The sequence below is a fragment of the Microbacterium sp. UBA3394 genome (assembly GCF_002358725.1).
In the GTDB taxonomy this organism is placed as follows: domain Bacteria; phylum Actinomycetota; class Actinomycetes; order Actinomycetales; family Microbacteriaceae; genus Microbacterium; species Microbacterium luteum.
Genome location: NZ_DEPK01000021.1, coordinates 1 through 10,019, shown reverse-complemented (window position 1 = coordinate 10,019; position 10,019 = coordinate 1). Strand labels below are relative to the sequence as shown.

Annotated in this window: 10 protein-coding genes and 1 tRNA gene; 9 read left to right on the top strand and 2 right to left on the bottom strand. The window is 69.1% G+C overall.

Annotation, left to right across the window (positions count from 1 at the left end):
- Positions 1–916, top strand: a 916-nt coding sequence (locus tag B4E30_RS00875) for a bifunctional lysylphosphatidylglycerol flippase/synthetase MprF (protein WP_286793098.1), incomplete at its 5' end; no start/stop codon positions are given.
- A 64-nt stretch (positions 917–980) separates the two neighbouring features.
- Here the strand turns inward: B4E30_RS00875 and B4E30_RS00870 are convergent.
- Positions 981–1,187, bottom strand: a complete 207-nt coding sequence (locus B4E30_RS00870; RefSeq protein ID WP_071044236.1) for a cold-shock protein — start codon at positions 1,185–1,187, stop codon at positions 981–983.
- A gap of 158 nt (positions 1,188–1,345) precedes the next feature.
- Between B4E30_RS00870 and B4E30_RS00865 the strand changes: the two genes are divergently transcribed.
- The gene (locus B4E30_RS00865; protein WP_286793097.1) at positions 1,346–1,984 is read left to right on the top strand and encodes a GntR family transcriptional regulator; all 639 of its coding nucleotides are present in this window, start codon (positions 1,346–1,348) and stop codon (positions 1,982–1,984) included.
- 43 nt (positions 1,985–2,027) lie between these two features.
- A complete protein-coding gene (locus tag B4E30_RS00860) occupies positions 2,028–2,516 on the top strand; it encodes a GNAT family N-acetyltransferase (RefSeq protein WP_286793096.1) in 489 nt (162 codons plus the stop codon).
- 158 nt (positions 2,517–2,674) lie between these two features.
- Here B4E30_RS00860 and B4E30_RS00855 read toward each other — a convergent pair.
- Positions 2,675–2,758, bottom strand: a tRNA-Leu gene (locus B4E30_RS00855).
- A gap of 160 nt (positions 2,759–2,918) precedes the next feature.
- Here B4E30_RS00855 and B4E30_RS00850 point away from each other — a divergent pair.
- From B4E30_RS00850 to B4E30_RS00825, 6 genes are read left to right on the top strand one after another with little or no spacing between them, the layout of a single operon-like run.
- Complete coding sequence (locus B4E30_RS00850) at positions 2,919–3,653, top strand: FhaA domain-containing protein (protein WP_286793095.1); 735 nt, start codon at positions 2,919–2,921, stop codon at positions 3,651–3,653.
- Positions 3,650–4,180, top strand: coding sequence for an FHA domain-containing protein FhaB/FipA (locus tag B4E30_RS00845; RefSeq protein WP_071044233.1), 531 nt, complete (start codon positions 3,650–3,652; stop codon positions 4,178–4,180). Before B4E30_RS00850 ends, B4E30_RS00845 begins: the two co-directional genes overlap by 4 nt.
- Positions 4,181–4,198: 18 nt before the next feature.
- Positions 4,199–5,440 (top strand): PP2C family protein-serine/threonine phosphatase, encoded by a 1,242-nt coding sequence (locus B4E30_RS00840; protein ID WP_194384142.1) that lies wholly within the window; start codon positions 4,199–4,201, stop codon positions 5,438–5,440.
- The gene (locus B4E30_RS00835; RefSeq protein WP_194384141.1) at positions 5,437–6,828 is read left to right on the top strand and encodes an FtsW/RodA/SpoVE family cell cycle protein; all 1,392 of its coding nucleotides are present in this window, start codon (positions 5,437–5,439) and stop codon (positions 6,826–6,828) included. The genes B4E30_RS00840 and B4E30_RS00835 overlap by 4 nt, the downstream gene beginning before the upstream one ends.
- Positions 6,825–8,282, top strand: coding sequence for a peptidoglycan D,D-transpeptidase FtsI family protein (locus B4E30_RS00830; protein WP_286793094.1), 1,458 nt, complete (start codon positions 6,825–6,827; stop codon positions 8,280–8,282). Before B4E30_RS00835 ends, B4E30_RS00830 begins: the two co-directional genes overlap by 4 nt.
- A complete protein-coding gene (locus tag B4E30_RS00825) occupies positions 8,279–10,000 on the top strand; it encodes a serine/threonine-protein kinase (protein ID WP_286793093.1) in 1,722 nt (573 codons plus the stop codon). The genes B4E30_RS00830 and B4E30_RS00825 overlap by 4 nt, the downstream gene beginning before the upstream one ends.
- The last annotated feature ends 19 nt before the right edge of the window (positions 10,001–10,019 follow it).

The following is a 10,019-nucleotide window of genomic DNA, read 5'->3' as shown; positions in this document are numbered from 1 at the left end:
ATTCCAGAACCGCCGCGGTGTCGCGATCGCGCTCGGCGATCCCCTCGGTCCGGAAGCCGGCCGCCCCGATGTGGTGCGGGGCTTCATCGACGCTGCCGAACGCGCAGCGCTCACACCGTGCTTCTTCAGCGCGGGAGAGGCGACGCGCGCCGCGATCCCCGCCGGGTGGCGCTCCCTCGTGGTCGCCGACGACACGATCGTCGACCTGCCGGGTCTGGAGTTCAAGGGCAAGGCGTGGAACTCGGTGCGGTCCTCCCTGAACCGCGCGGGTCGCGAGGAGATGACCTTCCGGATGTCGCGGTACGGCGACGAGCCGTGGGGGGTGCAGCAGCAGATCCGCGCGATCTCGGAGATGTGGGTGGGCGACAAGGGCCTGCCCGAGATGGGCTTCACGCTCGGAACCCTCACCGAGGCCCGGGATCCGGAGGTGCGGCTGGCGCTCGCGCTGTCGCCGAAGGGAGATGTCGACGGGTTCCTGTCCTGGTTGCCGGTGTACGGCCCCGACGGTGTGGTGCGCGGGTGGACCCTCGATCTCATGCGCCGCCGCGAGGGTGGCTTCGGGCCGGTGATGGAGTTCCTGATCGGCTCGTCCGCCAAGCACTTCGCTGAGGAGGGGGCGCAGATCCTGTCGCTGTCGGGAGCACCGCTCGCGCACGAGAATCCCGCCGACGCGGGCCTCATCGCCGACCTCACCGACAGGCTCGCCGAGACGCTGGAGCCGGTCTACGGCTTCCGGTCACTGCACCGCTTCAAGCAGAAGTTCAATCCGCGGTACGAGACGATGTACCTGCTCTACCGCGACGAAGGGGACCTGCCGGCCATCGCGGCCGGGCTCACGAAGGCCTTCCTGCCCGACGCGACACTGCGTCAGTACGCCGGCGCGGGCCTTGAGCTCGTGCGCGGCGAGCGCGACTGAAGCCCGGTCCGAGGATACGGACCGGGCTCCGCCGCGAATCCGCGGACGAGCCGCGGATTCAGGTTCAGAGGGGTCGGATGGCCTCAGCCTGGAGACCCTTGGGCCCCTGGGCGATCTCGAACTCGACCCGCTGGTTCTCTTCGAGGGAGCGGTATCCCTTGGACTCGATCGCGGTGTAGTGGGCGAAGACGTCTGCGCCGCCTTCATCGGGAGCGATGAAGCCGAAGCCCTTCTCCGCGTTGAACCACTTGACCGTACCCTGCGTGCTCATGACGTGCCGTTCTTACTGGGTGTCCGCGCACGTTCGGCGCGAATCACGGTACACGCTACTGAACGCGGCCCTCCGGCACACCCCCCGTTTCAGACAGTGACCCAAACGTTGCGAAGGCGGGGTTGCTCTCAGACCCGCGGCCTACACTTACCGACGACATGTCCGAGTCGCTCCGGCCCTTCGATCCTCGCGGCACCGTCCTCGGTGACGAGGTGTACGCGCGCGTCGGCGAGGCGATCATCGACGGCACCCTCGCACCCGGCGAGCGCCTGCGAGATCACGAGCTCGCCCGACGCCTCGGGGTCTCGCGCACCCCCGTGCGCGAAGCTCTTCAGCGCCTGGAGCGCGTCGGTCTGGTCGAGGTCGCGCCGAACCGCTACACCCGCGTGTCGATCCCGTCGCAGAAGAGCCGCGAAGACGTGCGCGAGTTCCTGGTGCTCTCGGCCGCGAACGCCGCGCGATTCGCGATGAAGCGTGGGAGCGACGAGGACATCGCCACCTCCGTCCATCTCGCGGATGCCGTCGTCGAAGCCTCCGCCTCCGACGACTACCCGGCCATCGTGCAGGCCTCGTGGCGCCTGTTCTCGCACCTGATGTTCACGGCCGGCAACGTCATGCGACTGAAGGTGATGAAGGAAGCGCAGCTGGCGATCCGCCGATACACCAGCCAATGGCAGCCGTACTTCACCGATGTCGAGGAGCGCACCGCGAAGTACCGCGAGCTGCGCGACGCCCTTCTGGCTCGCGACGGCATCCGCGCCGAGCGCGCGGTTCGCGCCGTCTACGGACTGGACTGAGCGCGACCGCGTGGTCGAAGCGGTCGGGGACTAAATTGGTGTCGTGGCTGCACACGTGGAACTCCGCGACCTCGGCGACGACGACCTCGACGCCGTCTTCGAGATGATGCGCACCCCCGAGGCGGTCGATATGGCCGCTTTCACCGCGGCCGACCCGAGTGACCGGGAGGCCTTCGACGCCTGGATCGCCCGCGAGCGAGCCGCCGACGGCGTGCGGATGCACGTCGTGACCGAGAACGGCGGCTTCGCCGGGACGGCGGCGCTGTTCACCGTCGACGGCGACCGCGAGGTGACCTTCTGGATCGCGCATCACGCATGGGGACGTGGGGTCGCGAGCGAGGCGCTGCGCCTGCTCATCTCGCGGGAGCCCGAGCGCCCGCTGTTCGCCCGCGCGGCCGCATCCAACACCGCCTCTCTCGCGGTGCTCGCCAAGGCCGGCTTCACCGAGGTATCGCGCACGATGTCGTTCGCCCCCGCGCTCGGACGCGAGGTCGAGGAGATCACGCTCACCCTCGCCCCGGTCCTCGAATGACTCGCCCGCGACCACAGCGAGAAACCACATTCGGCCCGAGAAACCACGCAACGCGCGGTGTCTCGCGCGGAAGCGCGTTTCTCGACAGGATGCGCCGCACCGGCCCGGACGGGAGGCGGGAACGCGAAAACCCCCGGGGGACCGGGGGTTTCTCTGGGTGCGCGAGGGGGGACTTGAACCCCCACGCCCTTGCGGGCACTGGCACCTGAAGCCAGCGCGTCTACCTATTCCGCCACTCGCGCGAAGCGCCCGAATCCACATCGAGCGCGTCAACCAACCGAGAATAACACGGGGGAACGTCGCCCGACGCATCGGGCGACCCGCCACGGGATGACACCACCATGGTGCATTCAGCGTGTGCAATTAGCATGTACCGAACCGTCTGCCTGCCTGAGGAGCCCCGTGGGACTACTGGACAGCTTCGAGAAGGGACTCGAACGCGCTGTGAACAGCGCCTTCGCGAAGACCTTCCGCAGCGGAATTCAGCCTGTCGAAATCGCCTCGGCGCTGCGGTCCGAGCTCGACAAGAAGGCCGCCGTCGTGAGCCGCGACCGCATCCTCGCGCCGAACACCTTCACCGTGCGGCTGTCTCCCGCCGATGAGGAGAAGATGGCCGCGGTCGGACCCGCGCTGCTCGACGAGCTCGACGGCCTCGTCAAGAAGCACGCGCGTGCGCAGGGCTACAGCTTCGCTGGCGCGGTGACCATCGAGCTCCGCCGAGACGAATCGGTCTCGACCGGCACGCTCCGCGTCGATTCCGAGACGGCGCAGGGGCGCGTGTCGTGGCGCGCGGTCGTCGACGTCGAGGGCAGACGTCACCCGCTCACCGCATCGCGCACCGTGATCGGGCGCGGCAGCGACGCCGACATCACGATCTCCGACAGCCGCACCAGCCGCAAGCACGTCGAGATCCTGTGGGACGGCGAGCGCGCGATGGTGCGCGACCTCGGCTCGACCAACGGCACCAAGCTCAACGGTGCGAAGGTCGGCGAAGCCTCCCTCGCCCCGGATTCCACCATCACCATCGGCCGCACCGATATCGTGTTCCATGTCGTCGCACACGCGGCGCCGTCACGCCCGTCGCGTCCCGTGAGCGACGCGACCCGGGTATTCGACCAGCGCGAGGGACTGTCGTGAGCGAACTGACCCTGCTCCTCCTGCGCATCGGATTCCTGGTGCTGATGTGGTTCTTCGTGTTCGCGGTGGTCTACTCCCTGCGGGCCGACCTGTTCGGGGTCAAGGTGCGCCGCATGCCGGAACCGGCTGCGGCGGGCGCCGCGACGAAGGCTCCCGCGTCGTCGCCCGACGCGCCGACCGCCGCCGTCGCCCGTTCCACGGCGCCGTCCAAGGCGGGCGGGATGGCCACGCGCGACGCCGTGTCGCGCATCGTCATCACCAGCGGCCCGAAGGCCGGCCTGGAGGTGCCTCTCGGCGACGACACCGTCACGATCGGCCGCTCCAGCGAATCGGGTCTCGTAATCCGCGACGACTACACCTCCAGCCACCACGCGCGTCTCGTGCAGCGCGGGGAGCAGTGGATGATTCAAGACCTCGACTCGACGAACGGCACGTGGCACGACGGCACGCGGGTCAGCGCCCCGGTGCCCATCAAGATCGGCGCGCCGATCAAGGTCGGCGCGACGACCTTCGAGCTGCGGAAGTAAGCAGCGGGGTCGACACGGATGGTCTTTCAGGGCTCGAGCGCGGCGATCTCCCACACCGGGAAGGTCCGCTCCAACAACCAGGATTCCGGATACTCCGGGTCGAACCTGTTCGTCGTCGCCGACGGCATGGGCGGGCACGCGGGCGGCGACGTCGCCTCGGCACTGGTCATCCATCGCCTGAAGCACCTCGACGACGACCCGTTCGATTCGCCGACCGACGCGGAGCGGGCCCTGCGCGATGCGATCGCCGACAGCGCCACCGAACTGATCGACACCGTCGGCCGCCGTCCGGAGCTGGCCGGGATGGGCACCACGGTCAGCGCCCTGGTGATGGTCGACGACCTCGCGGTGATCGCACACATCGGCGATTCCCGCATCTATCTCTACCGCGACGGCTCGCTCACCCAGATCACCACCGACCACACGTTCGTGCAGCGCCTCGTCGAGTCGGGCCGCATCACCCCCGAGGAAGCCCGATACCACCCGCGCCGCTCGGTTCTCATGCGCGTGCTCGGCGACATGGATCCCGATCCCGAGATCGACACGTTCATCATGCCCACCCAGCCCGGCGACCGCTGGCTGCTGTGCTCCGACGGACTCTCGGGAGTCGTGGACGACGCGCACACCGAGAAGGCCCTCGCCGCCGGCAACGCGCCCGGGCGAACCGCCGACGCGCTGCTCAAGCAGGCACTCGACGGCGGAGCGCCCGACAACGTCACGATCGTGATCGTCGACGTGGGCGGCGCGCATCCGATCTTCACCGGCACCGCGACGATCGTCGGATCGGCCTCCACACCGGCCGGCATCGAGGTGCCCGCGGCTCGCCCCGGCCGCTCGAGCTGGCTGCATCCGAACCGTCAGGCGGCGAACGAGCCGACGCACTTCGAGCCCGACGCCGACTTCCTCGAAGAGCTCATCGAAGAGGATCGCCGGCGTGGGCGCCGGCGACGCATCGGCTGGATCGTCGGTCTCGTGCTCGTTCTCGGGCTGCTGGCCACGGCCGGTGTCGTGGCCTATCAGTGGACGCAGACGCGGTACTTCATCGGCGCCGACGAGGACACCGTCGTGATCTACCGCGGCATCCAGCAGGACATCGGTCCGATCTCGCTGTCCACCGTCTACCGGGACACCGGGATCGATCTCGAAGATCTGCCGTCGTTCACCCGCAGCACCGTCGAGCGCACGATCTCGGCCGATTCGCTCGAGGCGGCCGACGTGATCGTCGATCGTCTGCGTGACACCGCGGAGGCCTACGGATGAGCGCGCCCACCGATCAGACCGGCCAGGTCTCCACCGACACCGCGGTCGTGCGGGCGCTGCGCAAGATCCGCGTTCCGCAGACCCGACGCAACCGCGAGCTGGCCCTCATCCTCTTCGCCACCCTCATCAACGGCTCCGCGGTCGCTCTGGTGCAGCTGGGCGCGCTCGGGGCGATCGACGGCACCTTCCTCATCTACACCGGCGCCGTCACCCTGCTGGTGCTCGCACTCCACGTCGTGCTGCGGTTCGTCGCGCTGTCGGCCGATCCGTTCGTCGTGCCCATCGCGACGCTGCTGACCGGTCTCGGCCTCGCGATGATCTACCGCATCGACATCGCCAAGGACGCGACGGGGTGGGATGCCTTCTCGACCCGTCAGCTCGCGTGGGCGGCGATCGCCCTGGCCGGCGCCATCGCTCTCGTCCTGGTGCTGCGCAACTACCGCGTGCTGTTCCGCTACCCGTATCTGTCGGGCCTGATCGGTCTGCTCCTCCTTCTCCTCCCGTTCATCCCGGGCCTCGGAACCGACGCCAACGCCGACGTGTGGGTCTCGCTCGGTTTCGTGTCGTTCCAGCCCGGTGAGCTCGCCAAGATCGCCCTGGCGATCTTCTTCGCCGGCTATCTCGTGCGCACCCGCGAGTCGCTCACCTCCACCGGCACCCGCTTCCTCTGGATGACCTGGCCGCGCGCGCGCGAACTCGGCCCCGTGCTCGTGGTCTGGGTCGTCTCCCTCGGCATCATCGTGATGCAGCGCGACCTCGGCACCGGCATCCTGATCTTCGGCATGTTCATCGCGATGCTCTACGTCGCCACCGGCAAGACGAGCTGGGCGCTCATCGGGGTGGCCCTCGCCGCACTCGGGGCCTTCCTCGCCTCGCGCGTGCTGCCCTACGTCGGCGAGCGCTTCTCGAACTGGCTCGACGCCTTCAACCCCGACACGATCGAGGGCCCGAGCTATCAGCTCGTGCAGGGCATCTTCGGCCTCGCGCAGGGCGGCCTCATCGGCACGGGCCTCGGTCAGGGCCGGCCCCAGCTGACCCCGGTGGCCGAGAGCGACTACATCCTCCCGAGCCTCGGCGAAGAGCTCGGCCTCGTCGGCGTCTTCGCGATCCTCTGCCTGTACATGGTCTTCATCAGCCGCGGCATCCGCATCGGACTCGCCGGACAGGATGACTTCGGCAAGCTGCTCGCGACCGGACTCGCCTTCACCATCGGCCTCCAGGTGTTCATCATGGTGGGCGGTGTCACCCGGGTCATCCCGCTGACGGGTCTGACCACGCCGTTCCTGGCGGCGGGCGGATCCTCCCTCGTGGCCAACTGGCTCATCGTGGCCCTCCTCCTGCGCATCTCCGACGCCGTCCGCAACAAGCCCCGGGTGGTGATCGGATGACCCGCGAACTGCGCCGCCTCAGCATCGTGCTGCTGGCGATGTTCCTCGCCCTGTTCACGTCGGTGAGCGTCATCCAGGTCGTGCAGGCCGATGCGCTGGCGGAGAATCCCGCCAACACGCGCGCGCTCTACGACTCCTACGAGGTGCAGCGCGGATCCATCATCGCCAGCGGCGCGGCGATCGCCTCATCGGTGCCGTCCGACGACGTCTACTCCTGGCAGCGGGTCTATCAGAACGGCAACGTCTGGGCGCCGGTCACCGGATACATCAATCCCGTCCTCGGGTCGGCGACGGGCATCGAGCAGGCGATGAACGCGGAGCTCAGCGGCACCGGCAGCACGCAGTTCCTCTCGCGCATCGAGCGGATCATCACGGGGCAGCCTGCGGCGGGCTCGAACGTCGTGCTCTCGCTCGACGCGACGGCCCAGCAGGCCGCCTACGACGCACTCGGCGACCTGACCGGCGCCGTCATCGCCATCGAGCCCGAGACCGGCCGCATCCTCGCCATGGTCACGAGCCCCGACTACGATCCGAACGCGCTCGCCGCGCACGACACCTCGGCGGTGCTCGACCTCTACGACCAGCTCGAGTCGGACCCGGCGCAGCCGCTGTCCAACCGCGCGATCGGCGGCGACCTCAACCCACCGGGATCGACCTTCAAGCTCGTGACCGCCTCGGCCGCCCTCGCGACGGGGGACTGGACCCCCGAGTCCGAGCTGCCGAACCCGTCGACGTACACCCTCCCCGGCTCGTCCAGTGTGATCCGCAACGCCTCCGGCGGCGCGTGCGGGTCGGGCGACACGGTCACCATCGCGGATGCTCTGCGCCTCAGCTGCAACATCCCCTTCGCCGAACTCGCCGTGGAGCTCGGCGACCAGACGATCCTCGAAGAGGCGGAGAGATACGGCTTCAACGTCGCCTTCGAGACGCCGCTCGCCTCGACACCCTCCAGCTATCCCCGTGGTCTCGACGACGCGCAGACCGCACTCAGCGGCTTCGGCCAGGGGCAGGTCACCGCGACGCCGCTGCAGATGGCGATGGTGTCGGCCGGGATCGCCAACGACGGCATCGTCATGAATCCGCGCATGGTCGACCGGGTCATCGGTCCCGACCTGTCGGTGCAGCAGACGTTCGAGGACACCGAGTTCGGCCGTGCCCTCGAGTCCGACCTCGCCGCGGAGATGGTGACGATGATGGTCGACAACGTCGAAAACGGCGTTGCGGGCGGTGCAAGAATAGACGGAGTGGATGTGGCCGGGAAGACCGGCACCGCAGAGAACGGGACGGATGACCCGTATACGCTCTGGTTCACAGGCTTCGCCCCCGCCGAAGATCCGGAGATCGCCGTAGCGGTCGTGGTCGAAGACGGTGGCGGTCAAGGGCAATCCGGGAGTGGCGACACGATCGCCGCGCCCATCGCGAAGCAGGTCATGGAGGCGGTGCTGGGACAATGAGACCGACGCAGGGTGCGACCTTCGGCGGGCGCTACGAACTGGATTCGCGGATCGCCGTCGGCGGTATGGGCGAGGTGTGGGAGGCCACCGATCACGTCATCGGGCGTACCGTCGCGATCAAGATCCTCAAGGACGAGTACATGGGGGACCCCGGGTTCCTCGAGCGCTTCCGCGCCGAGGCCCGGCACGCCGCGCTCGTGAACCACGAGGGGATCGCGAGCGTCTTCGACTACGGCGAGGAGAACGGCAGCGCCTTCCTCGTGATGGAGCTCGTTCCCGGCGAGGCCCTCTCGACGATCCTCGAGCGTGAGACGTCCCTGTCGACCGACAAGACCCTCGACATCGTCGCCCAGACCTCGGCCGCCCTGCAGGCCGCACACGCCGCCGGTCTCGTGCACCGTGACATCAAGCCGGGCAACCTGCTGATCACCCCCGACGGCCGGGTCAAGATCACCGATTTCGGCATCGCACGAATCGCCGACCAGGTGCCGCTGACCGCCACCGGCCAGGTCATGGGCACAGTGCAGTACCTCTCTCCCGAGCAGGCCTCGGGTCACCCGGCGTCGCCCGCGACCGACATCTACTCGCTCGGGATCGTCGCCTACGAGTCGCTCGCCGGCAAGCGTCCCTTCACGGGCGAGTCGCAGGTCGCCATCGCGATGGCGCAGATCAACGAGCAGGCGCCGCCGCTTCCGGCGACCGTGGCGCAGCCCGTGCAGAACTTCGTCTCGGCGATGATCGCGAAGAAGCCCGAGGAGCGTCCCGGCTCGGCCGCGACGGTGGCCCGCGCGGCGACGGCGCTGCGCCGCGGCGACCTCGCCGCGGCGGCATCCGCCGTACCCGCCATCGCGGGCGGCGAGGCCGGTGACGACGTCACTCAGCTGCTCACCGCCGGGGGCGCGACCGCCGCGGCGACACAGCTGCTGCCCACCGACACCGCCGCGGCACCGCTCGCCGACGGCGAGGAGGAGCCGGAGAAGAAGAAGCGCAGCCCCTGGACGTGGCCGCTGATCGCCCTGATCATCCTCCTCATTCTGGTGCTGGGCGGCACGCTCTGGGCGCTCTTCTTCGCCGGGGATCCGGAACCGGAGCCGACCGCCACGACGTCGTCGGCCACGCCCACCCCGACGCAGACCACGCCCACCCCCACGCCGACCGAGGATCGGGTCGACGTGAGCGCACTGGGCTTGACGGGCCAGACCTGCGACGCCGCGCGGGGCGTCCTTGAGGAGAACGACCTCGTCGCCGACTGCCAGACCGGGAACGCCGCCGGCACCGCCGACCAGGTCGGGATCATCTACGAGGTGAACCCCACCGGCCGCGTGGAGCCGGGGACCACGATCACCCTCACCGCCTACGGTGACCAGGTGGAGATGCCCACGCCCGCGACGCCGTCGCTCGACGCGCAGACCGTCGCACCCGGCGACACCCTCACGGTCACGTGGGAGGGATACAGCTGTCCGGCCGGCGAGGGGTCGCCGAGCTCCTACAACTTCACGGCGACCAACGGCACCTTCTCCAACGGGCAGTCCGAGTCCTCGTTCGGGCAGAGCGAGCGCAACGCGCAGCTGACCGTGCCGAACAACGCGACGGGAACGGTCATCGTGACCTACACCGTCACGTGCAGCGGCGGTGAGGCCGGTCAGCGCGAGTCGCCCGGTTCCGGCGAAGCCACCGCGACGATCGAGCCGGCACCGACGGCTTCCCCCACATCCTGACGCCACCTGGCGGACCGCT

Bases quoted from the DNA above. Each gene is read 5' to 3' on its own strand.
- B4E30_RS00835 (WP_194384141.1), top strand. From the start codon at position 5,437: ATGAGCGCGCCCACCGATCAGACCGGCCAGGTCTCCACCGACACCGCG.
- B4E30_RS00865 (WP_286793097.1), top strand. From the start codon at position 1,346: ATGTCCGAGTCGCTCCGGCCCTTCGATCCTCGCGGCACCGTCCTCGGT.
- B4E30_RS00830 (WP_286793094.1), top strand. From the start codon at position 6,825: ATGACCCGCGAACTGCGCCGCCTCAGCATCGTGCTGCTGGCGATGTTC.
- B4E30_RS00825 (WP_286793093.1), top strand. From the start codon at position 8,279: ATGAGACCGACGCAGGGTGCGACCTTCGGCGGGCGCTACGAACTGGAT.
- B4E30_RS00870 (WP_071044236.1), bottom strand. From the start codon at position 1,187: ATGAGCACGCAGGGTACGGTCAAGTGGTTCAACGCGGAGAAGGGCTTC.
- B4E30_RS00840 (WP_194384142.1), top strand. From the start codon at position 4,199: ATGGTCTTTCAGGGCTCGAGCGCGGCGATCTCCCACACCGGGAAGGTC.